The organism is Chitinilyticum litopenaei DSM 21440 (assembly GCF_000428145.1).
Taxonomy (GTDB): Bacteria; Pseudomonadota; Gammaproteobacteria; order Burkholderiales; family Chitinibacteraceae; genus Chitinilyticum; species Chitinilyticum litopenaei.
Window position 1 is genome coordinate 13042 of sequence record NZ_KE386629.1, and the last position, 26776, is coordinate 39817.

23 protein-coding genes are annotated in these 26776 nt (G+C 62.6%); 11 read left to right on the top strand and 12 right to left on the bottom strand.

Annotation, left to right across the window (positions count from 1 at the left end; translation table 11 throughout):
- Positions 1–248: 248 nt before the first annotated feature.
- Positions 249–1160 (bottom strand): energy-coupling factor ABC transporter permease, encoded by a 912-nt coding sequence (locus tag C515_RS21675; protein WP_043650199.1) that lies wholly within the window; start codon positions 1158–1160, stop codon positions 249–251.
- A gap of 296 nt (positions 1161–1456) precedes the next feature.
- Here C515_RS21675 and C515_RS23780 point away from each other — a divergent pair, with 296 nt between their 5' ends.
- From C515_RS23780 to C515_RS0116610, 11 genes are all read left to right on the top strand, one after another.
- Positions 1457–1777 carry a hypothetical protein gene (locus C515_RS23780; protein WP_144290519.1) on the top strand — a complete coding sequence of 107 codons (321 nt, stop codon included), beginning with the start codon at positions 1457–1459 and terminating at the stop codon, positions 1775–1777.
- Positions 1774–3684 carry a molybdopterin oxidoreductase family protein gene (locus tag C515_RS0116565; protein ID WP_043650201.1) on the top strand — a complete coding sequence of 637 codons (1911 nt, stop codon included), beginning with the start codon at positions 1774–1776 and terminating at the stop codon, positions 3682–3684. Before C515_RS23780 ends, C515_RS0116565 begins: the two co-directional genes overlap by 4 nt.
- Positions 3685–3696: 12 nt before the next feature.
- The gene (locus tag C515_RS0116570; protein WP_245575054.1) at positions 3697–4773 is read left to right on the top strand and encodes a 4Fe-4S dicluster domain-containing protein; all 1077 of its coding nucleotides are present in this window, start codon (positions 3697–3699) and stop codon (positions 4771–4773) included.
- A complete protein-coding gene (locus tag C515_RS0116575; protein WP_028456405.1) occupies positions 4773–5645 on the top strand; it encodes an FAD/NAD(P)-binding protein in 873 nt (290 codons plus the stop codon). Before C515_RS0116570 ends, C515_RS0116575 begins: the two co-directional genes overlap by 1 nt.
- Positions 5642–6157 (top strand): hydrogenase maturation protease, encoded by a 516-nt coding sequence (locus C515_RS0116580; protein WP_028456406.1) that lies wholly within the window; start codon positions 5642–5644, stop codon positions 6155–6157. The genes C515_RS0116575 and C515_RS0116580 overlap by 4 nt, the downstream gene beginning before the upstream one ends.
- A complete protein-coding gene (locus C515_RS0116585) occupies positions 6158–8032 on the top strand; it encodes a proton-conducting transporter transmembrane domain-containing protein (protein ID WP_028456407.1) in 1875 nt (624 codons plus the stop codon).
- Between the two features lie 14 nt (positions 8033–8046).
- The gene (locus C515_RS21680; RefSeq protein ID WP_245575055.1) at positions 8047–9753 is read left to right on the top strand and encodes a hydrogenase large subunit; all 1707 of its coding nucleotides are present in this window, start codon (positions 8047–8049) and stop codon (positions 9751–9753) included.
- Between the two features lie 3 nt (positions 9754–9756).
- On the top strand, positions 9757–10683 hold the full coding sequence (locus C515_RS0116595; RefSeq protein WP_028456408.1) for a respiratory chain complex I subunit 1 family protein: 927 nt from the start codon (positions 9757–9759) through the stop codon (positions 10681–10683).
- A 13-nt stretch (positions 10684–10696) separates the two neighbouring features.
- Positions 10697–11236, top strand: coding sequence for a 4Fe-4S binding protein (locus tag C515_RS0116600; RefSeq protein WP_028456409.1), 540 nt, complete (start codon positions 10697–10699; stop codon positions 11234–11236).
- Between the two features lie 129 nt (positions 11237–11365).
- Positions 11366–11893 carry an NADH-quinone oxidoreductase subunit B family protein gene (locus C515_RS21685; protein WP_034639288.1) on the top strand — a complete coding sequence of 176 codons (528 nt, stop codon included), beginning with the start codon at positions 11366–11368 and terminating at the stop codon, positions 11891–11893.
- A gap of 24 nt (positions 11894–11917) precedes the next feature.
- The gene (locus C515_RS0116610; protein ID WP_028456410.1) at positions 11918–12319 is read left to right on the top strand and encodes a response regulator transcription factor; all 402 of its coding nucleotides are present in this window, start codon (positions 11918–11920) and stop codon (positions 12317–12319) included.
- A 372-nt stretch (positions 12320–12691) separates the two neighbouring features.
- Here C515_RS0116610 and hypE read toward each other — a convergent pair whose 3' ends face one another.
- From hypE to C515_RS21690, 11 genes are all read right to left on the bottom strand, one after another.
- A complete protein-coding gene (hypE, locus tag C515_RS0116615; protein ID WP_281170880.1) occupies positions 12692–13858 on the bottom strand; it encodes a hydrogenase expression/formation protein HypE in 1167 nt (388 codons plus the stop codon).
- A gap of 27 nt (positions 13859–13885) precedes the next feature.
- Complete coding sequence (locus tag C515_RS23785) at positions 13886–14521, bottom strand: DUF4124 domain-containing protein (protein WP_144290520.1); 636 nt, start codon at positions 14519–14521, stop codon at positions 13886–13888.
- A 48-nt stretch (positions 14522–14569) separates the two neighbouring features.
- Positions 14570–14842, bottom strand: coding sequence for a transposase (locus C515_RS0116620; RefSeq protein ID WP_211234096.1), 273 nt, complete (start codon positions 14840–14842; stop codon positions 14570–14572).
- Complete coding sequence (locus C515_RS0116625; RefSeq protein ID WP_028456413.1) at positions 14839–15369, bottom strand: REP-associated tyrosine transposase; 531 nt, start codon at positions 15367–15369, stop codon at positions 14839–14841. Before C515_RS0116625 ends, C515_RS0116620 begins: the two co-directional genes overlap by 4 nt.
- Before the next feature lie 98 nt (positions 15370–15467).
- Positions 15468–16589: a hydrogenase formation protein HypD gene (gene hypD, locus C515_RS0116630; protein ID WP_028456414.1), complete on the bottom strand. Its 1122-nt coding sequence runs from the start codon at positions 16587–16589 to the stop codon at positions 15468–15470.
- Positions 16590–16596: 7 nt separating this feature from the next.
- Entirely contained in the window at positions 16597–16842 is a 246-nt protein-coding gene (locus C515_RS0116635) for a HypC/HybG/HupF family hydrogenase formation chaperone (RefSeq protein WP_028456415.1), read from the bottom strand.
- A 632-nt stretch (positions 16843–17474) separates the two neighbouring features.
- Positions 17475–19919 carry a carbamoyltransferase HypF gene (locus C515_RS0116640; protein ID WP_028456416.1) on the bottom strand — a complete coding sequence of 815 codons (2445 nt, stop codon included), beginning with the start codon at positions 19917–19919 and terminating at the stop codon, positions 17475–17477.
- A gap of 1 nt (position 19920) precedes the next feature.
- The gene (hypB, locus tag C515_RS0116645) at positions 19921–20769 is read right to left on the bottom strand and encodes a hydrogenase nickel incorporation protein HypB (RefSeq protein ID WP_028456417.1); all 849 of its coding nucleotides are present in this window, start codon (positions 20767–20769) and stop codon (positions 19921–19923) included.
- Positions 20770–20855: 86 nt separating this feature from the next.
- The gene (hypA, locus tag C515_RS0116650) at positions 20856–21197 is read right to left on the bottom strand and encodes a hydrogenase maturation nickel metallochaperone HypA (protein WP_028456418.1); all 342 of its coding nucleotides are present in this window, start codon (positions 21195–21197) and stop codon (positions 20856–20858) included.
- Between the two features lie 370 nt (positions 21198–21567).
- Positions 21568–22911 carry a DUF3999 domain-containing protein gene (locus C515_RS0116655; RefSeq protein ID WP_028456419.1) on the bottom strand — a complete coding sequence of 448 codons (1344 nt, stop codon included), beginning with the start codon at positions 22909–22911 and terminating at the stop codon, positions 21568–21570.
- A complete protein-coding gene (locus tag C515_RS21690) occupies positions 22904–26692 on the bottom strand; it encodes a DUF2339 domain-containing protein (RefSeq protein ID WP_051305044.1) in 3789 nt (1262 codons plus the stop codon). The genes C515_RS0116655 and C515_RS21690 overlap by 8 nt, the downstream gene beginning before the upstream one ends.
- Between the last annotated feature and the right edge of the window lie 84 nt (positions 26693–26776).

Sequence of the window (26776 nt, forward strand, 5' to 3'; positions counted from 1 at the left end):
TTCAGCATGAAAAAAGACCGCGCCAGACGCGGTCGGGCAGTATAAGCCGCTCAAGCAGGTTGTTGAAAAGTCGGTTTCTCCAGCGACAGTAAGCAGCGGACAAAGTCCGGCGCAAACCGGCTTCTGAAAAATCAACGATATATTTTGCTTTTCATGCATTTTCCTCGGCTTCGCCGAGAAAAACGGATCGCAGGCTGTTTTCAACAGCCTGCTAGCCCAAAGCCGGACAGCGCCGGCCGGGCAGAATGTCAGTGCGCGGCAGGCCTGCCGCCAGCCACATTCAGCGTGCGCAGCATGCCAGCCAGCATGGCGCCCAGCACAAGCAGCAGGAACACGCCTGCGAGCCCGGCCAGCGCCGTAGACAGCGCCGTCTCACCCAGGCCGGCCACGGCATAGTCGGCCAGCGGGCTGACCAGGCTTGGCGCGCCTTCGCGCAAAAAGCCAAGCCGCCCCGCCACCGACTCCAGGCCGTCCGGATGACTGCTGGCCAGCGGGCTGAGCAAGGCGGCCATCAGCACGGCGCCCGAGAGCGGCGTGACCACGTGCCAGCTGCCCCGCGTGGCAACCCGGCTGGCGAGCACGGTGACCAGCGCGACGGTGAGCACGCCCTCGCCGATGCCGATCAGCGCATGCACGCCCAGCATGGCCGCCATGACCTTGCCGGCCTCGGCCGCGCCGCTGAGCGCCAGCTCGATCGCACACGCTGCAGCGGCCAGCAGCATGGCCCCCCAGGCGGCCAGCAGCAGCGCCAGCGGCTGGCGCATGCCCTGCCTGCGCAAGGCCTCATGCAGCAGCCCGCCCAGCCCCGCCCCCAGCACGGCCATATTGAGCAGATTCGCGCCCAGCACCTGCACGCCGCCATCGGCAAAGACCAGCGACTGCACGGTCACGACCAGTGCCAGCGCCAGCACGCCAAAGGGCACGCCCAGCAAGGCGGCGGCCAGCACACCGCCCAGCAAATGCCCGGAGGTACCGTCCAGCACCGGGAAATTGAGCATCTGCGCGGCAAAGATCAGCGCGCTCACCGCGGCAAAACGCAGGACACCGGGTTGATCGTGCGCCTTGCAGGCGGCGCGGGCTGCCAGCGCGATGCCGGCAACGGCAAGCACAGCGCTGACGGAACTAACGCTGCCATTAAGCATTTCATTGGGAATGTGCATTGGAAGGCCTCCAAAAAAAGCACGTGCAGGATGTGCCTCTATTCTTGTGCCTAGTCAATTTGACCTATTTGACGCCGCGCAAGATTCACTATAGGCGAATCGTTAAACTGGATTGAAACAGCAATTCAGCAAACGCTTGCGCCCGAGCAGCGGCCAGCGCACTGAATCGCACAAAAATACCGGATGAGCCCGCGGACCGGCACTGCGTTTCACCTGTGCAGTTACTGCCCCCAACCGCCCTCAATCCGTTTTGCAATCAATGCCTTGCCGGCTTGATGAACACAATGGAGGATGAGGTGCACCTGCGCAACACCATCATGAGACCAGCCGGGCGAATGGCCGCCTGGCCAGGGCCCACACCGGCCCTTACGCTGCCGGCACACAGGCGTCATGCGGCTTGCCGATTTCCCGATTTTTTCTCGCGCTGCATTTCCCCGGACAAGCCAAATGAGATCGATTCCGAATCAATTGCTGCAGCACCTATCGGCAGCAGCAAGCTATCCGGAATGATTCGCATCCATTTCACCGGATACAGCCAAAAGGCGGCGATTTATCGTCCGCCTTTTTTTATTTCCAGCAACGCCTCTGCGCAAAACAAAAGGCCCGGAGACTTATGAATCTCGTTAACTATAAGCCGTGCGTGTGCAATCTTTGCGGCACGGGTTGCGGACAGTTCCTCAAGACCGACGGGCACAAGGTCTACGGTGTCTCGCCGCTGATCGCGCACCCCGTCAGCAAGGGCAAGCTGTGCATCCGCGGCTGGCATTCCAATGAGCTGCTCAGCACCAACGAGCGCATCACCACACCGCTGATCCGCGAGAACGGCGAGTTGCGCGAGGCCAGTTATGACGAGGCCATCGCTTTGGTCGCCGCTCGCATGCAGGCCTTTGACGGTGCCGCAGGCGAGATCGGCGTACTGGCGTCGGCGCGCTCATCCAATGAAGACAGCTTCACGCTGGCGCGTCTGACCCGCGACGTCTTCAAGACCACGCTGCGCGGCATCGGCGCCGAAGCCGGCCACCGCAAGAGCATGGCTGCGCTGGAACAGGCGTTTGGCTACCCCGGCGCGCACGGCAGCCTGACCGCCATTGACCACGCCGATTACATTCTGGTCGTCGGCACCGACATCACCCGCCAGAACCCGGTGATCGGCGGCAATATCCACGCTGCCCAGCGCCGTGGCGCCCGCGTGGTGACGCTATCAAGCTCGCGCACCCAGATCGCCAAGCTGTCCACCAAGCACTTCCAGGAAAAACCCGGCACGCTGGGTTTGCTGGTGAATGCGCTGGGCAAGGCGCTGATGGCAATTCGCACGGTCAACCATGACCGGCGCGCCAATATCGACCAGCTGCCGGGCTATGCCGACTACGCGGCCGCGCTGCGCAGCATTTCCTCGGTGGCCCTGGAGCGTGCCAGCGGCATCCGCTACGAGGAAATCGAGGAGGAAGCGCACCACCTCGAGCAGGCCAGATCGATTGTCATCCTGTTCTCCAGCGGGATTTCCGGGCTGGACAGACCAACCATCGACGCCATTACCAATCTGGCGCTGCTGTCCGACCGCATGGATCACCCGCACTCGGCCGTGATTCCGGTGGCCGGCATCAGCAATCTGCAGGGCAGCTTCGACATGGGCATGTCGGGCGAGCTGGGCAACAGCGTGTTCAAGGCGCTGGCAACGCCTGATTCGCGCATTCGCGCGCTGTTCGTGATCGACCACGACGACGGCATCATCCGCGACAAGGAACGCATCGCCGCACTGGATTTTGTCGTGTACGCCTGTGCCTACAAGAGCGCCTTCATGGAGCTGGCCGATGTGGTGTTCCCGCTGCCGGCATACAACGAAACCGACGGCACCTACACCGCGTCGGACAAGCGCGTGCAGATCACCCACAAGAATGTCGACAGCCGCCATCACGTCCTGCCGGGCTGGAGCCTCTTTGAGCGCATTGCCAACGCCTCGGGGCAACACTGGGGGTATCACAATGCAGCCCAGGTATTCAAAGACATTGCAGCACATACCCGTGGGTATGGTGACCTGAGCCACGAGCTATTGAGCAAGGGTTTTGGCCAGCACTGGAATCCGCAAGGTTTTGCCGGCTGCGGGCGGCGCAAGTTCAACGCCATCAATATCGAGTACTGGGAATCGCCCACCACGCCGGAATTCCCCTTCGCGCTGATGATTGGCAAGGCCCAGCACTACTGGCACCAGAACAACCTGATGCGCAAAACCATCGTGCCGCGCCGCGAGTACGACCAGACGCTGTGGCTTTACCCGCACGGCTATATCGAGATTTCGCCCGACGACGCCGTGCGGCTAAAGGTCAGGGACAAGTGGCTGGTCAATGTGCGCTCCAGCATCGGCACGCACATGAAAATCGCCGTGAAGATCTCCCCGGATGTGCAGGACGGCACCGCCTACATCCCGTACTTCATCAAGAACATGATTTCCGACTTCCTGCTGCCGTATGAAAACGCCTACGCAGCCGGCGAGGAAAGCGTGATTCCCATCCAGATCCAGGAATAAGGAGCAGGAAGAATGAGCATGTCCATGTACATCCTGTCCTCCGGCGAAATCAGCGCGCTGGTCACCGAGCTGCAGGCCAGCTACGACGTGTACGGCCCGCAGGTCGAGCCGCAGACCAAACAGGTGTTTTTCGACCAGCTGGCGACGCCCGCCGCGCTGGATCTGGAGGCGCCGATTCCGTCGATGCCGGTGAAGGAAATCCTCTTCCCGCAGATGGAGCGCATCCTCAAATACAAGTACGACGCCGAGAACCAGAGCGTCGCGATGAGCAAACAGTATTTCGAGCGCCCCAAGGCGCTGTTCGGCCTGCGCCCCTGTGATCTCTCGGGCATTCTGGTCCTCGACCGCTTTTTCCTCGGCCAGGAGTTCGTCGACGACGTGTACCTCACGCATCGCCGCCAGTGCCTGCTGATCAGCAACACCTGTCTGCATCCCTTCCCGCAGTGCTTCTGCGTGTGCACGCACTCCGGCCCGGACGCCGATGAAGGCTTCGATCTCGACCTGACCAAATTGCAGGACGGCTATCTGCTGCGCGTGGGCAGCGAGAAGGGGCAGGCGATTGCCGACGCCCATCAGTGGCAGGTCGCGACGCCACGGCATGCCAAGGAATTCAAGGCGGTGGTCGATCGCAGCATCGACCTCTTCCCCGAAATGGCGACCGACAACAAGGCCTGGGTGGCCAAGGTGATGAACCGCATCACCACCGGGTTCGTGAAACAGGAAACCTGGGAATACATCGGCGACCAGTGCTTCGAATGCGGCGCGTGCTCCTTTGTCTGCCCGACCTGCAGCTGCTTCAACATCGAGGACACGCAAACGGCGTGCGGCGAATGCGAACGCTTGCGCATGCGTGATTCCTGTTCCTTCGAGGGCTATGCCCGCATGGCCGGCGACCACAACCCGCGCCAGCCGGTGGAAGACCGCCGCAACAAGCGCTTCTTCTGCAAGCTCTCCTACCCGCAATCGAAAAAATACCTGCGCCCCGGCTGTGTCGGCTGTGGCCGCTGCCAGTGGGTATGTCCGGGCGACATCGGGCTACCCAATGTCGTGCAGTACATCCGCCGAGAAATCACCGGAGGGCAAAACTGATGTCCAAAGTCCACGGCAATCACGGCAACTGCAAAGAAACCGGCCTGTGCCCGATTGTGACCTTCCCCGAAGTGGTGAACATCGACGAGATCCGCGACGAGATCCCCGAGGTCAAAACCTTTTACCTGTCCTTTCCCAACAAGGATGTCGAGCGCGAGTTCCGCATCAAATCGGGCCAGTTCATCATGTGCACCGTGTTCGGTGCCGGTGAATTTGCCGTGTCGCTGCCACCCAGCCCGGAAAACGATCGCTTCCACATCTCGGTGCGCGCGGTGGGCAAGGTGACGCACGCCCTGCATGCGCTGAAGCCTGGTGACAAGCTGGGCGTGCGCGGCCCGTTCGGCAACGGCTTTCCGTTTGACGAGATCAAGGGCAAGAACATCATCTACGTGGCCGGCGGCATCGGCCTGATTCCGCTGCGCAGTTCCATCGTGCATGCACTGCAGCACCGCGAGGATTTCGGCCGCATCATCCTCTTGTACGGTGCGCGCAGCAGCAAGGACCTGATGTACCAGCCGGACATCCGCGAATGGCAGCAAAACGCCGGCTTCGAGACCTTCATCACCATCGATCGTCCCGAAGAAGGCTGGAGCGGCGAAGTGGGCTACGTGAACCAGCTGATCGAAAAGGCGAATGTACCGGTGGACAACAGCGTGGCTTTTGTCTGCGGCCCGCCGGTGATGTTCAACAGCGTGATCGGCGAGTTCCTCAAGCGCGGCATGAGCGAGGACGCGATCATCTCGACGCTGGAACGCCAGATGAAATGCGGCATCGGCAAATGCCAGCATTGCGCGGTGGGCCGTACGCTTGTCTGTACCGACGGGCCGGTCTACACCTACCGCCAGATCAAGACACTGGGCGAGCAGATATGAGCCGAACAGATTCAAGCTTTTCGGCCGATCTCTCGCACATTTTCACGCGACCAACCGGCATCGTCGGCATCGGCAATACCCTGCGCAGCGACGATGCCGTGGGCTGCTACGTCGCCGACCAGCTGGAAGCCTGCCTGGCTGACGGCACACCGCATCAGGTGCTCAATGCCGAGGACGTCATCGAGAACTACGTCTTCCGGCTGGCCGAGAGCCCGGTCGAGCACATTCTGGTCGTCGATGCCGTGCAGGGCAGCGGCCAGCCGGCAGGCTCGCTGGTACTGGGCCGGCTGACCGAGCTCGAAACAGGCGACGGGGTCTTTCTTGGTCAAAGCACCCACAAACTGGCGCTGTCGATGGCGAGCAGCATTCTGGAACAGCACGGCAAGCAGGTGTATCTGCTGGGCATTGCCGCAGAAAACATCGATTTTGGCATGCAGATGAGTCCGGACATCCAGGACAGCGCCGAGATGGTCATCGCCTTGCTGGCGGGACACGCAGGAAGGAGTCACTAAATGGATCAGTCAATTTACCAGAGCCTGCAGACCGGAATCGGGCTACTGCTCGGCTGCGCCGTCATCACCCCCTGGCTTTCCGGCAAGCGCCAGTGGGCCGGCGCGCTCAATTTTCTCGCCACCCTGGCCGCCGGCCTCGTGTTTAGCGGCCTGGCCATCCAGGTACTCAACGGCAACAGTGCACCGGCAAGCTTTGATCTGCATGTGGATTTGCCCTGGGGCGGGCTCGCCATCCCGCTGCTGATCGACGGCTTTTCCGCGGTGTTCATTGTCCTGATTTCGCTGGTCGCGGCCGTGACCGCGTTCTACTGCATCGGCTACATGGAGATGGATCATTACCGCCATTACAGCCTGCGCAGCTTCCATTTCTGCTACCCCGTCTTCATCGCCGGCATGATCGCGCTGGTGACGGTCGATGACCTGAGCACCGGCTTCACGATTGCCTGGCAGATGATGACGCTCGCGTCCTTCTTCCTGATCCGCTTCGACCACAAGGACCCGGTCATCGTCAGAAGCGCCAACAAATACCTGATCCTGATGGAACTGGCCTGGGCAGCGGTACTTGCTGCCGGGCTGATGATTCCGGGCTGCGGCTGGGGTACGCCGCTGCACCAGATTGCCGATCAGCTCGGGATGCTGGATACCGGCCTGCGTACGCTGATGCTGGCGCTCGTGCTGCTGGGCTTTGGCATGAAGGCCGGCATGTTCCCGCTGGGCCAGCTCTGGCTGCCCGATGCCCACTCGGTTGCCCCCTCGCCGATCAGCGCACTGCTCTCGGGCGTGATGCTCAAAACCGGCATCTACGGCATGCTCCGCACGCTGTTCTGGATGACCCCGGAGAGCATGCCGGCCCGCGAGCTGCAGTACTGGGGGCTGGCCGTGGCACTGATCGGTGTGGTCACACTGTTCATCGGCACCTCCCAATCGCTGAAACAGGTCGATGCGAAGCGCCTGAATGCCTACAGCTCGATCGGCCAGATCGGCTACATCATTCTGGCGATTGGCGCGGCGCGCTTCTACCTCGGCCCCGATGCCGCGCTGCATACGCTGGCGCTGCTGGCCATCCTCGGTGCCTTCCTGCATGTGCTCAATCACGCCATCTTCAAGAGTCTGCTGTTCCTCTGCGTGGGCAGCGTGCAGTACACCACCGGCACCAAGGATCTGGACAAACTCGGCGGTCTGTTCGCACTGATGCCGGTCACCGCCATCATCGCCGGCATCGCCGCGATTGCGGTATCGGGGGTGCCGGCCTTCTCGGGCTTTACCAGCAAGTGGGCCATCGTTGCCTCCACCCTGCTGTCGGGCAAGGCAGCCGGCATCTTCGTGATCTTCGGCGTGGTTGCGCTGGTCACCAGTGCGATGACGCTCGCCACCTACGTGAAGCTCTACGGCATGACCTTTACCTCGGTCGGCGTGGAGTGGAACGAGAAAAACAACGTCCACGAAGTCAGCAAGGCCATGCTCGCGCCCAAGGCCATTCTTGCTGCGGTCTGCCTGCTGCAGGGCTTCTTCCCCTGGCTGTTCGTGGCCCTGTTCGGCCGCGTGCTGGCGACATCGGAAGGAACCCTCTCGCAGGCACTGGGCACGCCCGCCGTCTTCGACACGCTGGCACAGAGCTATTCCGGCATCCGTTTCCTGGGCAGTGCCGGGACACCTGTGGCCTTCTCGCTGCCGCTGGTGATGGTGGCCATGCTGCTTGTGGCAGGACTCGTCGCGCTGTGGCTGCGCCGCGCCGGTGGCGCCGAAGAGCGCAGTGCGCCGGTTTGGCTGTGCGGCTACCAGACGCTGAACAACGCCAACCGCTATCTGAGCAGCCACATCTTTGATGCATTCAAGAAATTCATGAAGTGGACCGGCGGCAACGTGCGCGCTTGATTGGGAGCAAGGTGATGTCAAAACGAAAAGAACTCGAAGCCAAACTGATCGCCCGCCTGCGTGACGATGTGGTGTGTGTCGAGAAAACCGACCCGCGCACGATCTTCATCGACGTGAAGCGCGCCGGAATCCGCGAAGCCAGCAAAATCATCACCACGGCAGGTGCACGCTATCTGTGCAGCGTCGGCTACGACAACATCGAGCGCGACGGCACGCTGGGCATGATCCACACTTTCGCGCTGGACGACAGCGACCAGTTTGTCTGCTGCCGCACCAGCGCGCCGGTGGGCGACCCGGTGATCGAATCGATCACCCCCGATCTGCCCTCGGCCGGCTGGTCCGAGCGCGAAGTCACCGATCTGCTGGGCCTGCGCTTTGCAGGCCATCCGAAACCGAAAAAACTGGTGCTGGCGGATGATTGGCCGGACGGCATCTACCCGCTCAGAAAGGATGTGCCGCACAACTTCGTTCCCAAGGGCGCCGAGGATGTCGCCTACGAGCTTGACGAAGCACCGCCGGGAACCAAGATCGTCCCCGTGGGCCCCTTTCACCCCAGCCTGCACGAGCCCGAGCACTTTGCCGTGTATGTCGACGGCGAAACAATCAAGGGCTGCGACTATCGCGGCTTCATGACCCACCGCGGGATTGAAAAGCTCTGCACCACGCAGATCAGCTACAACGAAGTGCCCTTCATTGCCGAGCGCATCTGCGGCATCTGCGGCTCGGTGCATGCCACCGCATTTTCGCAGGCGGTGGAATCGGCGGCCGGGCTGATCATCCCGCGCCGGGCCGAGTTCATCCGCACCATGATGCTGGAATTCGAGCGCATTCACTCGAATCTCTTGTGGCTCGGTGTAGCCGGCCACCTGATCGGCTTCGACACCGTGTTCATGCAGGCCTGGCGCGTGCGCGAGCAGATCATGTGGCTGTGCGAGCGCCTGACCGGCAACCGCAAGACCTACGGCATGATTCTGGTCGGCGGCGTGCGCCGCGACATCACGCCGGAAATCGCCGACGACATCCGCCGCGTGATGAAAAACATCGAGGATGACCTGACCATCATCCACCGTGCGATCGAGAAAGACACTTCGATCCACAAGCGCACCAAGGGCGTGGGCACCATCACCAAACAACAGGCGCTGGACTGGAGCCTGGTGGGGCCGGTAGCCCGGGCGCGCGGCGTGGATATCGACGCCCGGCGTGATCACCCCTACGCCGCATATGACGAAATGAAATTCGAAGTACCGGTGCTGGATAGCTGCGATGTGTGGGCAACGCTGGTCATCCGCGTGGTGGAAACCTTCGAAGCCATCAAGATCGTGCGCCAGTGTCTGGACAAGATGCCCGGCGGCGAATTCTTTGTGGAAATGAAGGACAAGATTCCGGCGCAGCGCCATGCCATTACGGTCGTCGAAGCGCCGCGCGGCGAATCGGTGCACTACGTGATCACCGGCGAAGACAATCGCCCCGAACGCTGGCGCGTGCGGGCCCCGACCTTCCCCAATCTGCAGGCCGTACCGCTGATGCTGCTCGACGAACAATTCGGCGACTTCCCCATCATCATGGGCAGTATCGACCCCTGTTTCTCGTGCACCGACCGGGTGGCGGTGGTCGATCTGCAGACCGGGCAATCAAGCTCGATCACCAAGGCCGAGCTCGACGCGCTGTCGCGCCGAGCGCAATCACCGTCGCACTCACTGCAAACCATGCTGAGGGGCTAAACCATGACCTCCACCCCGCTCCCTACATTGCTATCCATCCTGCAGGTGTTTCTCAACCTGCTGATTTTCCTGGCACTCGCGCCGCTGTTTGACGGTATCGTGCGCCGCGTCACCGCGCGCGTGCAGAACCGCCAGGGGCCGCCGCTGGTGCAGTCGCTGTATGACATCCTGAAACTGCTGGGCAAGGAAAACATCGATTCAACCGGCATCCTGCCATTCAAACTTGCCCCGCTGATCGCGTTTGCCTCGATGCTGTGCGTAATCGCCATCCTGCCGATGGCCGGCCGCGCCACCGCGCTGACCCAGTATGCCGACGCGATCTCGCTGGTGTATCTGCTCACGCTGGGCGGCGTGGCGGTGCTGCTGGGCGCGTTTGCCAGCAAGAACATCTACGCCCTGATCGGCGCCAGCCGGGAAATGACGACGATGATCATGGTCGAGCCGATTCTGTTCATGATCCTGCTCCTGGGCGTACTGAAAACCGGCAGCCTCGATCTCGGCGCCGTGATCTACGGCACGCCGATGGCGGCATTCGGCCTGCCCGGCGTGGTGATGATCGTGGTCAGTCTCTTTGGCCTGCAGGCCTTTGTCGCCCGCCAGCCCTTTGACATGGCCGAGGCCGAGCAGGAACTGCTGGGCGGCCCCTTCATCGAGTACAGCGGCCCGAACTACGCGCTGTTCAAGTACTACATGATGCTCAAGCAGATGTTCTACGCCTATCTGCCGATCGCCATGTTTGTGCCGCTCCTGGGGACTGGCTTCTATCTCGCCGACCTGGCGCTGCAGCTGGCGCTGACTGCGCTGGTGTTCCTGCTGATCGGGCTCTTGTCCGCCACCCACCCGCGCTACCGCATCGATCAGGCCATCCGCTATTTCGGCGTGCTGTTCCTGATTGCGCTGGGCGCGATTGCCGCCGCCGTCGTCCTCTGATTGGGAGATCATCATGTGGCTAACCAGCAAAATCAAACAGATCCTGATGGTGATGAAGCCGGGCGTGGTCACGCTCGACTACCCGAACGAGCGCCCGCCGGTACCGGAAAACCTGCGCGGCCAGCCGGTATTTGACCACCAGAAATGCATAGGCTGTGGCGGCTGTTCGGATCACTGCCCGGCGCGCTGCATTCTGGTGCGCGACGTGTGCCAGGAATTGCGCGTAATGCTGTATGACGGTGGACGTTGCACCTATTGCGGCCGTTGCGCCGACATCTGCCCGGAAAAGGCCATCACGATGAGCAACAGCTTCGAGATTGCGTGTGACCAGAAGGAAGACATCACCACGCGCATGGAACTCTTCATGATGACCTGCCAGCGCTGCGGGCGCTGCTACGAGATGGAAAAGACCAACGCCATCGACCGCATCAACCTGAAAGGCTTCCGCTACGACAACCTCGAACAGCGCGCGCTGATCCGCAAAACCAGCGAAACCTTCGATCCCGCGCTGCTGAAGGAATCCGACAACTACCAGCGCCCGAGCGACAAATAAACAGCAGGTCATGCCGGCGCAGGCCGGCATCCAGAGTGCATTTGGCAATAAAGCCCTGGATTCCGGCCTGCGCCGGAATGACGAAATTGGCACCAGCCGGGCTGGCGCAGTAATTACAAGGAGCAGACCATGTTAAAGAATCTCTGCAAACGCATGTTCGGGAAATCGATCTGGGTTTATCACTGCAACACCGGCGCGTGCAACGGCTGTGACATCGAAATCCTGAACATCCTCACGCCGTTTTATGACGTCGAGCGCTTCGGCATCAAGCTGGTGGCCTCGCCGCGCCACGCCGATGCCATGCTGATTTCCGGTGCGGTCACCCGCCCGACACTGCCGCTGGTCAAGCGCGCCTACGAGGCGATTCCGAACCCGAAACTGGTGTTCGCCATCGGTTCCTGCGCCACCGGCGGTGGCGCGTGGTTTGATACTTACAACGTCACCGGCGGCGCCGATAAGGTATTGCCGGTGAATTACTACATCCCCGGCTGCCCGCCCCGTCCCGAGGCGATTCTGTATGGCGTGGCGCTGGCACTCGGCCTCGTCGACAAGCAGGCCGCGCCCGTGGAACTCAAGCAGATGGAATTCCCCATCGACATGTACGAGCGCAACGAAGCCTGGGAAAAACGCAACGTGATCTACGAACTGCTGAAGTAAGCCGCCAGCCGAGTGACCATCACCATGAAAAAAATTCTGTTGATCGACAACGACACCGCGCAGTGCGAACAGCTTGCCGCCCAGCTGGGCGAACAGGGCTACACGGTGTGCTGCGCACACTCTTCTGTTGAAGGCCGCAAACTGGCACTGGCCGAAAAGCCCGACGCCATCGTGACGGAAGCCATGCTGGAGACCGACACCGCCGGCTTCGAGCTGGTCTACCAGATCCGCGACGAACGAACCGATTCGCGCTACCGCGAGATTCGCCACACGCCCATCCTGCTGCTCACCGGCATCGACCAGCACACACACTTCCGCTTTTCACTGAATGAAAAGCAGAGCTACCTGCCGCCAATTGCCGGCATGCTGAGCAAACCGGCGCAGCTGGATACGCTGCTGGACAAGCTGCGGGAGATGGTGGGCTGAAACAAAACAGGCCGGCGCAAGCCGGCCTGTTACTGTGCAGGTTTGCCGATATATACATAGCAACCCATATAGCCGCATCCATTTACAAGAAAGGGCTATAGAGCAATACCCAAAGGAATCACCTGATTATGCCTCTCTTTCAGACACCCTTTTTCGTCATGCCCGCGAACGCGGGCATCCAGAGCAAGGCTTGATTTCACACCCTCATCTGGATTCCCGCGTACGCGGGGATGACGATTATGAAGCAGAGACATCATCAGAAAGAATCAAGTCTTTCTGGTTTGAGTGAAGCGAAGCCCAACGCTCAAGAGATGCCATATTGAACTTCGCACTCGCTCAACCCATGCCAAGCAGTCGAGCTCCTGAATACCCTCAGCAAATCCGCGGCAGCTGCTCGCCGTTGATCCAGTCGACCATGCGCCGGCCGCCGAAAACGGTTTCCATCTGCACAAAAGCATTCGCATCCGCGATCACCTCGCCGATGATCGCCGCATCCGCACCCAATGGATGCGCGCGCATCGCCGCCAGCAGCTTGTCGGCATCCTCCGCCGCGCAATAGGCAACCAGCTTGCCCTCGTTCGCCACATACAGCGGATCCAGCCCCAGCAGCTCGCACGCAGCAGAAACCTGGCTGCGCACCGGAATCGCTTTTTCATGGATCAGCATGCCGTGGCAGCTGGCCTGGGCGAATTCGTTCAGCACCGCGGCCAGCCCCCCGCGGGTCGGGTCGCGAAGTGCATGAATATTTGGAACCGTATCCAGCATCGCCGCCACCAGCCCATTCAATGCCGCCGTGTCGGACTGGATGGTGGTTTCGAAGGTGAGATTCTCGCGCTGCGACATGATCGCCACGCCGTGATCGCCCAGCATACCCGACACCAGTATCTTGTCGCCCACTCTGATATTGGAGGGCTTCAGGTCAATACCCTCTGCAACCACGCCAATGCCGGTGGTGGTGATGAACACCCCGTCGCCCTTGCCGGCCTCGACCACCTTGGTGTCGCCGGTGACGATCGGCACGCCCGCCTCGCGCGCGGCCTGCGCCATGGATTGCACGATGCGCAGCAAATCCGCCAGCGGAAAACCTTCCTCCAGAATAAAGGCGGCTGACAGATACAGCGGCTTCGCGCCCATCATCGCCACATCATTGATCGTGCCGTGCACCGACAGACAACCGATATCGCCACCGGCAAAAAACAACGGCGAGACGACGTGCGAATCGGTCGCCATGACCATGCGGCCCGCACCCACCGGCAGCGCAAAACACGCGCCATCGCCCTGTTCAGAAAGGATGTCGTTGGCGAAATGGCGGGCAAACAACTCGTCGATCAGCTGCGCCATCGCCCGGCCGCCGCTGCCGTGGCTCATGTCCACGCGGCCATGTTTCAGATCGAGGGGGCGGGTGTAGGTTTTCATGGAAGAACCTAATGAGTTGTAAATCGGTGTGTAGTGTGGGTGGCGCGCAGCGCCGTTGGTAATAAATGATGGGTATCGCTGCGCTCCACCCATCCTACGGGCTACGCCGAGGAAGATAATCAAGCGAAACCCGACACGTAAGCAGCAAATTTATTGGCATTTTTCAGCCAATTTTTCTGCCGCCCTACTCTTCCCAAGAAGCCACGAATCCACATATAAAGAGCACTTCATTCCATTGAGACTTACATCCTGAATACCATATGATTCTATGTCTCCATAACCAACATCACCACGATATGGACGATAACAGCTCCATTCTTCAATCAAGGAATAGCTACCACGTTGCTCGGCAACAAAATACTTACAACCACGAACAACCCCAACAACAGAAAACTGAGCATCATCACCACCACCGCCGCTTTTAAGTAAAATGTCGCATCGATTTTTCACCCAGCCTGGCTGAGCTATCAGCCTTTGAAAAATAACATTCATTTCATTTGCCGCATTTTTAGCACACACAGAATCGCCATTCTTGCAGCGCAATAATGGCGCACGCACGTCATATTTAGAAATCAAATCCATGCAATTTTTATACATTAGCTCGTAATTCTCATTACTTGAACCCAGGCTAGATGGCGACGAATTAACAATCGGAGCTGGACGACCAGCCATATCGCAGGGAAAATCTCTAAGTTCTACCTTGCCATTTTTCTGCTGACAGCGATATACGCTGGCGGATGCCATCCCAGCTAAAAAGCACATTAGACACATCATCAGCAATTTCATTTTCGATCAACTCCTATCAAAACGAGCACGTAGATACCGTCTTTCCGGTCAAGTATTTTGGTAGTCCGCTTGGTATCTTTTTTGCGTTTTCAGTACCCCGAAGCACAAATGCACCAGCTTGCGCATGGCAGCTCCCAGCGCAGACATTTTGCTCTTGCCACGTGCAATCAATCGTTCAAAGACCGCTTTGACGTGCGGGTTGTACCTGATCGCAACAATCGCAGCCATGTACAGCACGGCGCGAACGCGCGCCGGGCCGGCTTTCGAGAGTTTGGCCCGCCCCAGCACGTAGGATGGGTTGAGCGAAGCGATACCCATCATCCCTCTCCAAACTCCCCGTCAACCGCCAAACCATCACCCCAATTGACCGGCAACAACCCCAGTTTCACATAGCGATGAAATGAAGACCAAGGCCAATCGCGAACGTGCTGGACATGGCCATGCCTCACCGGATTGAAATGCAGATAATCCAGATGGCGAGCAAAATCGTTGTCATCGCGAATCAGGTGTTCCCAATATCGCCGTTGCCAGATACCTCTCTCACCTTTGCTGCGCCGACTGGCCGAAATGCGTTCCATACGCGCAAGTGAACGGGAAAACCCGGTTTTGATCAGCCGCCAGCGCAAGGCGTAGTCCGCATCGCCTGCCGGTAAAGTGAGGATGGCATGCAAATGCTCGGGCAATACCACAATGCCGTCAATCCTGAATGGATGAACCCGCATCACCTGCCGGAATGATTCGCGCAATACCTCAATCTGCTCCACCAGCAACTGCCGGTTACGCTCGGCGAGATTGACGGTGAAGAACCAGGTGCCACCGCAGGTACGATCACGACGATAGTTGGTCATGAAAGCTCCGATTGGATAAATTGCCGGATCGGTGAAGGGTATCGTTGCGGGTAATCATGATGGGTATCGCTGCGCTCCACCCATCCTACCCGAGTTGTTCACGCCTCAACCCTGAACCGCCCATACGTATAGTGTGCCGCACAAGCACCCTCGGACGACACCATGCACGCACCGAGCGGGTGATCGGGCGTGCAGACTGTGCCGAATACCTTGCAGTCCGCCGGGCGCTTGTGGCCTCTGAGAATCGCGGCGCATTCGCAGGCCTTGTGGTCGGGCACTTGCGCGTAGCCGACTCGGTAGCGCACTTCGGCGTCGAACCGGGCGAACTCAGAACGGATTTTCAGCGCGCTCAGCGACACTTCGCCAAGGCCGCGCCAATCGAAGGTTTCGCGCAATTCGAATACCTGTTCGCACAGGCCCTGCGCCTTGCGGTTGCCCTCGCGCGTGACGGCACGGGTGAATTCGTTTTCCACTTCCGCGCGGCCGTCGTTGATCTGGCGGATCAGCATCAGGATGGCCTGCATGACGTCGAGCGGCTCGAAGCCGGCGATGACGACGGGTCGTTGATACCGTGCGACAAAGCCTTCGTACTGCCCCGAGCCAATCACGGTGCTGACATGCGCGGGGCCGACAAAGCCGTCAATAGCGACGGCGGCGGGATCGTTCTGGCTTTCCATGATGTGCACCATCGCCGCCGGCGTCAGCACGTGGTTGCACAGCACGCTGAAGTTGGAAAGCTGCAGCCGCTGCGCATGCAGGATGATGGCGGCGGTGGGTGGCGTGGTGGTTTCGAAGCCGATGGCGAAGAACACGACCTCGCGGTTGGGATTCTCCTGCGCGATGCGTAGCGCGTCGTCGCACGAGTACACCATTCGGATGTCGGCGCCCTGCGCCTTGGCCCTCAAGAGTGACAGCCCGCCGCTGGCCGGGACGCGCAACGTGTCGGCGTAGGTGCAGAGAATCACGTCGTGCTGTGTCGCCAGTGCAATGGCGCTGTCGATGCGGCCAATCGGCAGCACGCACACCGGACAGCCGGGGCCGTGAATCAGCCGCACATTGGCGGGCAGCAAATCCTGCAGGCCGTAGCGCGAAATGGCGTGGGTGTGGCCGCCGCAGAACTCCATCAGCCGGTATTCGCGCGCGGGGTTCACAGCCGCGGCAATCGCTTTCGCCAGCCCGCGGGCCAGCTCGCCATCGCGGAATTCGTCGATGTATTTCATGCCGGCCTCACTGGTAGGAGGTGGGATTGGCGGGGTCGATTTCTGCCATCTGCGCGAACAGCGCCAGCGTTTCCTCGGCCTCGACCGGATCAAGCTTGCCGATGGCAAAGCCGACGTGGACGATCAGGTAGTCGCCGACAGCGACATCCTCGACTAGCGCGATGGAAACGTCCTTGTGAACGCCGCCCAGTTCGATACGCGCCCGGTCGCCGTCAAGCAGCTCGGTGACACGCGCGGGGATTGCCAGGCACATGGGGATACCTCATCAATAATGGTCTCGCCGCAGTGCTGCGACGAGCCGTGTTGGTGGTTTTTAGCGCCTGCGGCGCGGGGTTTGCATGCCGGGGGTGCCCGGCGGCACGTCAGGGGGCTTGTCTTGCCAAGCCCCCCGACACCCCCAAGGCGCGCCCGCTCCGTCGCCCCGTCCTTTGGACGGGGTGCCCTGCGATGCTCGTTGCTGGCAGCGACGGGGGGCAACTCGGGCTTCGCCCTCAAACACTCCCCCCGTCGAAACCCTGCCAGCAACTGCGCTTCTCGGCGACTGCGAGGGCATCGGCATTCTTAATAAGCGAAGGCGCTTTAACACTGATTGATAAACACGACTATTTGTTAGCACGGGATCGCCCTGAAAGCCGCCGAGAAGCGCAGGTTTTCCGGGATCAGGCGCGGGACGTGTTTGAGGCCCGCAGGGCCGAGTTGTCCCGCGCCCCCGGAAAAGCGAGCATCGCAGGGCAGCCCGAAGGGCCGGCTGACCGGGCTCGGCTTTGGGGTGAAGGGGGATTTGCCGAGACAAATCCCCCTTCCCGTCCGCCGGGCGGAACCGGCATGTAAAACCCCGCGCCGCAGGCGCTAAAACCCCCTCCGCCAGCGTAAAGACGACGCCAGTCATCGCGTGCTCCTCTGTGCTACCCACGCCTGCCCCAGCGCCAGCCCGCCATCGCCGCAGGGCACCAGCTGATTCGTGTAAAAGCGCAATCCACGCGCCAGCAGCTTCTGCCGCACGCCGCGCAACAGGATCGCGTTGAGGAAACAGCCACCGCCACCGGCCACCGTGCGGATGCCGGTACGTTCGGCCGCCTCTGCCACCCAGTCGACCAGCGCATCGATCAGCACAGAATGAAACAGCGCCGCGCCGTGCGCTGGGTCACGGCTATCAGCCAGCACCGACAGTAGCGGCAGCAGATCGAGCACGCCGTCAGTAATGCAGTACAGGCCCGGCTCTGCGGCACACGCGCCATGCCGCGCGGCCAGCCCTTCCAGCTGCATGGCGGCCTGCGCTTCGATACTCATCACCGGCGCAACACCCAGCAGCCCCGCGGCGGCGTCAAAATAGCGGCCCAGGCTGCTGGTGGCCGGCTGCGGGCGCCTCAAAAGCTGGTTCAGGAGGCAGGCGGCAGGCTGCGCGGCAAAGCGGCCGGCGATCTCGTCGCCACGCCCAAGTTCCACCAGCACGCTGGCGGCCATCCGCCACGGCTCGCGCGCGGCCTTGTCCCCGCCGGGCATGGGCAGGGTGCGCAGATGGCCAAGGCGCTGATAATGGCTGCCGTCGACCAGCAACAGCTCACCGCCCCAGGCTTTTCCATCGTCTCCCAGGCCCACACCATCGAGCGCCAGCCCCAGCACCGGTTCGTCAAGCTGATGCTCGGCCAGCACCGCGGCAATGTGCGCGTGATGGTGCTGGACCGCGAGGCACGGAATCTGCCATTGCCCGGCCAGCTGCAGCGCCAGCTGGCTGCTGTAGAAATCGGGGTGTTTGTCGTGCGCGATGCATTCCGGTTTTACTTGCAGCAGGTGCAGCAGGTGAGTGCTGGCATCCTGCAGCGCCGTGCAGTTGGCGACGCGGTCGAGGTCGCCGATGTATTGCGACAGATAGGCCTGACGTCCTCTGGTCACGCACAGCGTGTTCTTGAAAAAACCACCCAGCGCCAGCACCGGCGGCAAAGCAAGCGCCAGCGGCACCGCTTGTGGGGTATAGCCACGCGCCCTGCGGATGAATTGGGCTGCATCGTCATACCCGACTCGCAGCACACTATCATCGCAGCGGATCACGATATCGCGGTCGTGCATGAGGAAGGCATCGGCAATACCGGCCAGCTGCGCCAGCGCTTCCGCGTTGCCGGTCACCAGCGGCTCGCCTCTGGCGTTGGCGCTGGTCATTACCAGCAGCAGGTCTTGCTGTTCTGCCAACCAGTCCGTGCCCGCAGGGCGGCCGGCGGCCTCATGAAACAGCAGAAAATGAATTGGGGTATAGGGCAGCAATACGCCGATTTCATTAAGTCCAGGAGCAATACCCTTTAAAAAGCCTTGCGTTCTGTTCTGCGTCACAAAGCGGAGCTTAACTCCTGCCGCTGACTCGTCATACCGGCGAAGGCCGGTATCCAGAGCGCCGGAGGAATCAGCATTGCAGCTGGATGCCGGCCTTCGCCGGCATGACGGCGATGACCAAGACGCGGCTCCGGGGGCTTTATTCAGTAATACGATGGGCCTCGCGGCGGATTCGAGCCAGTTTCGTTCGTGTTCATGCACCACCGCAATACCGGCGAGCGAGGCGGTATTCGCCGCCATCACGGCAAACGGCTTTTCCTCGCGGTGCTTGCGTTCCCGCAGGCGGGCAACCGCGTCCACGTTGCGGGCATCGCAGACCAGATGAAAGCCGCCCAGCCCCTTGATGGCGACAATCTGCCCGGCCTGCAACATCGCCAGCGTTTCGGCAATCGCATCGCCGCCGATTTCGCCGCCCTCCCCGTCAAGCAAGCGCAGCGCAGGGCCGCAATCCGGGCAGGCATTCGGCTCGGCGTGAAAGCGCCGGTGCAGCGGATTGCGGTACTCCATCAGGCACGGCGCGCACTGGGCAAACGCCGCCATGCTGGTCGAAGCACGGTCATAAGGCAGGTGTCTGACCAGGGTGTAGCGCGGGCCGCAGTCGGTGCAGTTGATAAAGGCGTAGCGGTAGCGACGGTTGGCCGGGTCGAACAATTCAGACTGGCAGGCCGGGCAGACCGCGGAATCCGCACCGATGCTCGCGCTGACGACGGATGCGGCCGCCGCGTCGCTATCGAGAATTTCAAACCCCCAATGTGGCTCGCCCGCCGCCACCATGACCATTTCGCAGGCGTCGATGCGCGCCAGCGGCGGTGCCTCGTGCTGCAAGCGCCGGGCAAAGTCCTGCAGGCAGGCCGGATCTCCGTCGATTTCCAGCGTCACGCCCTGCCCGTCGTTGCGCACCCAGCCGGCCACGCCCAGCTCGTGCGCCAGGCGATACACGAAAGGCCGAAAGCCAACGCCCTGCACAATGCCACGAACGGTGAGGCGCAGGCGCTGGCGATCCATCTCAGCCCCGCTGTGCTTTGGCACAGCCGGCAGCAAGCCAGGCCAGCCAGTCGTCAAAACCCTCGCCGCTGCGGGTCGACAGGCGAATCACTTCCAGCCCCGGGCGCACCTGCCGCGCCATGCGGATGGCGGCATCCACATCGAAATCCAGATACGGCAGCAGATCGATCTTGCTCAGGATCAGCAGGTCGGCAGCACGGAACATGTCGGGGTATTTCAGCGGCTTGTCCTCGCCTTCGGTCACCGACAGGATGGCGACCTTGTGCGCCTCGCCCAGATCAAACGCCGCCGGGCAGACCAGATTTCCGACGTTTTCGATCAGCAGCAGGCTGTTGTCCTGCAGCGCATTCTCGGCCCGCAGCGTTGCCAGGGCACCGGCGACCATGTGCGCGTCCAGATGGCAGCCCTTGCCGGTATTGATCTGCACCGCCGGCGCGCCGGTGGCGCGGATGCGCTCGGCGTCGTTCGCCGTTTGCTGGTCGCCCTCGACCACCGCCACCGGTGTTTGCCGCGCCCAGCGCTGGATGGTTTCGACCAGCAGCGTGGTCTTGCCCGAGCCGGGGCTGGACACCAGATTCAGCGCGAAAATACCCTGCTGCGCCAGTTGCCGGCGGTTGGCCTCGGCGAGTGCGTCGTTGCTGGCGAGGATGTCGTGCTCCAGCCGGATGGTGCGTTCCGGGTCGACTTCGGGCGCATGCGCCGCGCCCAGCGGCGCTGCTTCAGCTGCGTGCGCCGCGCCCTGCTCCAGCCGCCGGTAGGCGCCCAGCGGCCCGCTGGCGTGGCGTTTCCTGACCGGCGCGATGCCGTTGATCGTCGTTTCACCGTGACCGCAACCGCAAGTGGTGCACATGCCCAGCTCCCTCTTCCCGCCCATTAGCCATGGGTATAAGGCCACAACCATTTATGGAAAATGGCCACAGCCATATACCCACCAGATCAACTCACCGCAATATCCAGCACCCGCATTTCCTCGCCGCCCGTCACGCGCAAATCGAAGCCGCCGCACAGCGGGCAGGGAAAACCGATGCGTTCCAGCGCCACATCCTGCGCGCAATCCTTGCAGAAGGCCTGGCCCGGCGTGCGCTCCACCAGAAATTCGGCGCCTTCCAGCAGTGTCTGCCGGGCCGCCAGTTCGCAGCAGAATTGCAGCGTGTCCGGATCGACATGCGCGAAGGCGCCCACGGCGAGCCGCACGCGGCTGACCCTTTTTGCCGCAGCATGGCGGGCGGCGTCTTCGGCGATGCGGATCACGTTTTCGGCAAGGCTCAGTTCATGCATGACGGGTTTCCTGCTGCGCGACCATGGCGCTTATCAACACGCTAGCACCATTTATGCGGCTTGCGCTTGAGGCAAATCAGCTCCTGATTGCCGCGCTTGCCCGACTGGCCGGAATAAGGCCCTCTGGCAGTGCCAGCCTGGCCAAAGCCGCTACGCTTGCCCGGCCTGTCGGCTGATCGAGCGCCGTGCGTATGGCGGTCCTGCTGGAAGCTCGGTTTTCAGTGCAGAACCTGCTATTGATCCGGCTCTCAGAAGTTTGAACTTTCGTAGGAGCGAGCTTGCTCGCGAGGCCTTGCTGATCGCGAGCAAGCTCGCTCCTACGACTGAAAACAGCAAAGGGCCGGATCGATAATCAACGCGCCCGATCGGCTCAAGCCTGATCAGCGCCATCATTCCCGGCCGCAGGCTCGCGCAGCAGTTTCCAGGCCATGACGGCCAGCAGCAGCACCGCCAGAACCAGACTGGCCCACAGCCCGGCCTTGCGCCAGCGCGCATTGTCCGCTTCGGCACTGGCGGCCGAGGGCCGGTTGGCCGTCAGCATGGGGGCGGCGAGCGTGGCCGAAGCAATGGCGATCTGCTGGCCATCGAGCAGCTCGTCCAGCGTCAGCGGGGCAGCGCCTGCGTGCTCCCGGCCATAGGCCAGCACAAAGGGCGGCTTGCCGCGTGCGATAAAGGTCAGCTGCCCGGCCGGCCAGGCCGCGCGCAGCTCCGGCATACCCTGCCCCAGCCCCCCCTGGCGCGTATCGACCAGCAGACGCCAGTAACGCCAGGGCGCACCACCGACATCCTCCAGCGCCACGGAGGCCACGCCGAGCTGACTGAGCCTGCCCTGCGCAACCGGCTGCCAGGGCTGCTGGGCCATGGCGCGCCCCTGCCAGCGTGCGTTCACCACGGTATTGGCTTGCGGCAGGCGGATTTCCAGCCGCTCGACCGGCGCGCGCAGGCCGAGGTCAAAGAGGTATTCGCCGGCGTGCTCTCCAGGCGTGGCGCGCTGCCAGGCGCTCCAGCGCAGCACCGCAGCCGCCGCTGCGCGCTCATGCCAGACCAGCTCGGCCCCGTGCAGCTGCAGCGGCTTGTCCAGCCAGTCCAGCCGCAGGTAACGGGCCCGCTGGCCGGCCAGATCGATGCTAGTCTGGCCGGGGCCGCCTGCCAGCTTCAGCAGCTCCTGCTGACCGCCGGTGCGCCAGTTCTGCAGATCGTCGCTGAGCAGCCAGTGCACGCGGCCACGGTAAGTGGCCTCTGCCAGCTGCAGGCGCAGCGCCTGCCAGTCGCCCTCCGGCAGCTGGCTGGCATCAAGCAGCAGGCCCACCGGGGTATCCGGCACCGTGCGCTGCAGCTGCAGGCGCCCGTCGGCATCCTGGCTGACCTGCTCGGTGGCCAGCGCCGGCACGGCGAAAAATGCCAGAGATTGCCGGTGTTCGCGCACAGCGGGCCGGGCATACAGCGGGGAATACGCCACGGGAACCGGCTCGCCATCCGCATTGAAAACGCGCAGGTCACGCAGGCCGTCATGCCGGCTGGCGGCATAAACGCTGGCCGGCACATCGAAACGGTAGGCAGGCGCCTGGCCGTGCAGCACGATGGGCTGGCGCACGGCGTAATGAGCGGGCGTTTCCCGGTCCTGGCTAGACGACTGGGCCGAAGCCGCCAGCACAAGCAGGACAGCGCCGCAGGCCAGCAGCTGCTGCCCTCTGGCGAGCACGCATTCATGCATGATCTTGTTCCCTGCCTTCCCTGGCCCGGCTGGCTGGCGGCAGCGGCGCCAGATAGCCGATCAGCAGCAGCAGCACGCCCACGCCGATAAAGCTGACGATGCGGGCAATGCCGGTGACCTGCGAGAGATCCAGCACGAACAGCTTGCCGACCACCAGCACCAGCAATGCCGCACCGGCACTCCAGATCGCGCGGTCGCTGCGCCGGGTCGCCAGCACCATCAGCAGCAGTGCCAGCACCGTCCAGAACAGCGACAGCGCGGTCTGCACCACCATGGATTGCATCAGCTCACGCCAGACATAGGGCACGCCCGTCCAGTGATGGACGGTACGCAGCAGCACGGCGTTGAGCCAGACAAAACCGCTCAGCCCGAAGAAGGCACGCAGCGCCGTCGCCGACAGCAGCGCTGCGCCGCGCTGGCGCGCCATCAGCCAGAACCAGACCCCCAGCAGCACCAGAATCATGGCCTGCAGCAGATCGAGCGGATTGAGGAGCGGCACGACCGCCATACGCCCGCCGGAATCCGCAACATGGGCATGGAAGCTCCACAACCAGAGCAGCAGCAGCAGGCCGCCGGCGACCGGCAGCAGGCGCGATTCGCGTTCGCGCCAGGCCAGCCACAGGCCAAGCCCGGCCGCGCCCAGCCAGAGCAGGACAAAGAGTTGCTGCAAACCGGTCGAGCGGAAAATGCCAAGCAGCGAGTATTCCACCTGCCAGCCCGCATGCGACGCCCGCAACAGTGCGGCATTCAGCAGCAGGAAAAGCGCCAGGCAGCCGCCATGCAGCAGCCAGCCGGGCAAGCCCGCCGGCTCGGTCAGCCCCGGCTGCGCGGCGTGGGTGCGATCCTGTCGCCACCAGCCGTACACCGCGCCAATGGCAGCCAGCTGCGCCAGCTCCAGCAGATTGAAAAAGGGGATGTAAGCGAGCGCAAGCACCTGCCCGTCGCTGAGGTTTGCCAGCAGCGCCCAGACGCTCATCAGCGCCAGCAAGGCAGCAAAGAGCTGCTGCACCACCTGGCGCGCCGCCTCGCTGCGCAAGCGACCCGGCAGCACCAGCACGACGCCGGACCAGAACAGCACGAGCACAGCCTGCACCTTCAGCGAGCCCAGCAGCGTGGCCAGACCGTAGTCCATGCCGTTCCAGTGATGGAAAAGGCGCAGGATGTCGCTGCTCAGCCAGGGCAAAAGGCTGGCGCACAGCAGCCAGGCCGGCAGTTGCGCCGGCACGCGCCAGAGTTGTTCACGGGCAAGCAGGCGCAGCCAGACCAGTACGGACAGCAGCGTCAGCCCGACGGCCACATCCAGCGGATTGAGCAAGGGCAGATAGGCCAGCGGCGCCGGATCGCCATTGCTGGCAAGCGCAAACACAAACCACAGCGCTTGCGCCAGCAGCAAGGGCAAGGGGGCGATCAGCAGATAGGCAGTGCGGTGCAGCTGCACCGGCCAGGTCCATTTCGGCATCAGCAACGATACAAGCAGCAGTATCAGGCCACAGGCCAACGGGATGGCAACATACAGCCATATACCCTCAGGGATGAGCTGCTGCAACTGCCAGGCGGTTTCGCGCGCCAGCAAGGCGCTCAGACTCCAGACCAGCAGCAGGTGCAGCACGGCGCCCCCCGGCAAGCCCTCCTCGTGGCGCTTCAATACCAGCCAGCCGGCGGCATACGCCAGTGGCAGCACCAGCCAGCCCCAGTTCGCCAGCGGATGCGCAGGCACCGCCAGCAGATACAGGCTCCATGCCGCCAGCACCACCGGCAGGGCCAGCACCGGCCAGCGCAGGTCTGGCCAGACAAGCCGCTGGGCGAGCACGCCGGCCAGCACCAGGCTCAGCGTGGTAAACAGCAGGTACAGCGAAGACAGGTTTGCGGCTGCGGCCAGGCGCTGCATTTCGCTCAGCCCGGCGACAAACCACCAGATGCCGCCGAGCGCGGCAAAAACGATGGCCAGCGCGCGGCAGGCCGGGAGCCACTCTCTTGCGGCTGCGCCTTGCAGCAGGAAGGCCGTGGTCAGTGCCGACAGCGCCAGCAGCAGCGAGGCCATGCAGGTGCCATTGAAGACCGGCATGGCAGCAGCGGCGGCCGGGCTCCAGTGCAGCAACACGGCGCCTGCCGCCAGCACCTGCAGCAGCAGCGCAAAACCGAGCGCCAGCATGCGCTGCTGGCGCAGGCTGATCCAGACGATGGCTGCGCCCTCGACCGCCCACATCGCCGCCGTGGTCTGGCCATCAAAGGCCAGCGGAATCGCCAGCGTCGCAAAAATCACGCCCAGCGCGAGGAAGGATTCCGCGAGCAGATGCAGGCGCTGCGGATAGGCGCGCTTGAGCCAGAAGGTCAGACCGAGATACAGCGCGCCTAGTGCAACCGCGCCCCAGGCCAGCCCGAAGGGCACGCCCTGCAGCAGCTTCGCCAGCAGGCCGAAACCCAGCAGCGGCGTGCCGAACACCAGCGTGCCATCGACATAATGGCGTACCTGCAGCTCGCGGTGCAGCGCATACAGGATGGCGATCACCAGATAGAAGGCGAAGAACAGTACGAGGAAAGGCAGGGTCGATGCGCGCAGCGCCGGCTCGTAGCGCAGCACGCCCCACAGCGTCGCCACGCCAAAGGTGAAGGCAAAGCCCAGCACATTGAGCGAGCGCCAGGATTTGAACCAGGCCATGCCGAAAATGCCGGCGTTGAGCAGCGCATAATAACTGAACAGCATCACATGATTGCCGCCGCCGGTACTGGTCAGCAAGGGCGCCAGAAAACCGCCGGTAATGCCCATCACGGCCAGCGAGCGCGCATCCTGGCGTATGGCCAGCAGGGCCGACAGCACGGCGAGCACCACCAGAAACACCAGCACGACACCGGCCGGCAGCAGGTTGAAGAGCTTCAGCGTGACAAAGGCGGTGATGTAGAGCATGCCCACCCCGCCGCCCTGCAGGATCAGCCCGTAGCCGCGCCGCTTCTCGCGCAGGCGCCAGCCGGTAAAGAGCAGAGCGCAGGCGCCCAGCGCCACCCCGGCCAGCCGCAACTCGATCGGCAGCAGGTTGCTGTCGGCCGCGTACTTGAGCAGGAAGGCCACGCCAAAAAAGAGGATGAGGATGCCGACGCGCACCACGGTATTGCCGCCCAGCAGCCAGTTGCGCGCGGCATGCCAGGCTTTCTGGAACAGATCGGGCTCGGCAGGCCGGCGTGTGCGTGCCACCGCCGGCCGGCGCTGTGCAACCGATGCAGGGCTGGCTTGCGCAGGCGGCAAGTCCGTCTCAGGCAACTTGCTTGCGCTGCCGGCGAGCGACGCGGCTTCCGCTACAGGCTGAGCGCGGGAGACCAGCGGCGCACTGCCTGCCTCTTCCTGCGCAGAGAGGGCTGGCTCTGGCAGCGGCGTGGCCGGCTCGGCAGCACTGTCGAGGGGCAGTGGCTGCAGTGGCGGTAGCGCCACGACCTCATCCTGCACGGGCTCGCTCACTGCGGGCAAGGGCTCGCTGAAGCGCAGTTCCGCCGCGGAGGATGCCGGCGCGGGTCGCTCTGCCAGCTGCTGGCGCAATTCGGCCATTTCGCGTTCCAGCTGCGCCACGCGCAGCGCCAGCGCATCAAAGCGGGTCAGGCCAGCACCTGATGGCGCCACCTCGGGCGTAGAGGCTGCGCGTGCAGGTCGGGCCGGCTTTTCTTCGGCAGGCGCCGGCCACAAGAAATAAGCCAGCAGGCCCGCCAGTATCGCAACAAGCAGCCCCGTCTCGGGACCGGCCACGAGCGCCGCCACCACAAACACGCCAAACGCCAGAAGCCAGATCCGCATGGATGCCTCCCGCAAAATGAATGGGCAGAGTGTAGCGCGTTTACCGTAAACGGAAATCCCGGAGCAGGATTTTGTAAGAATTTG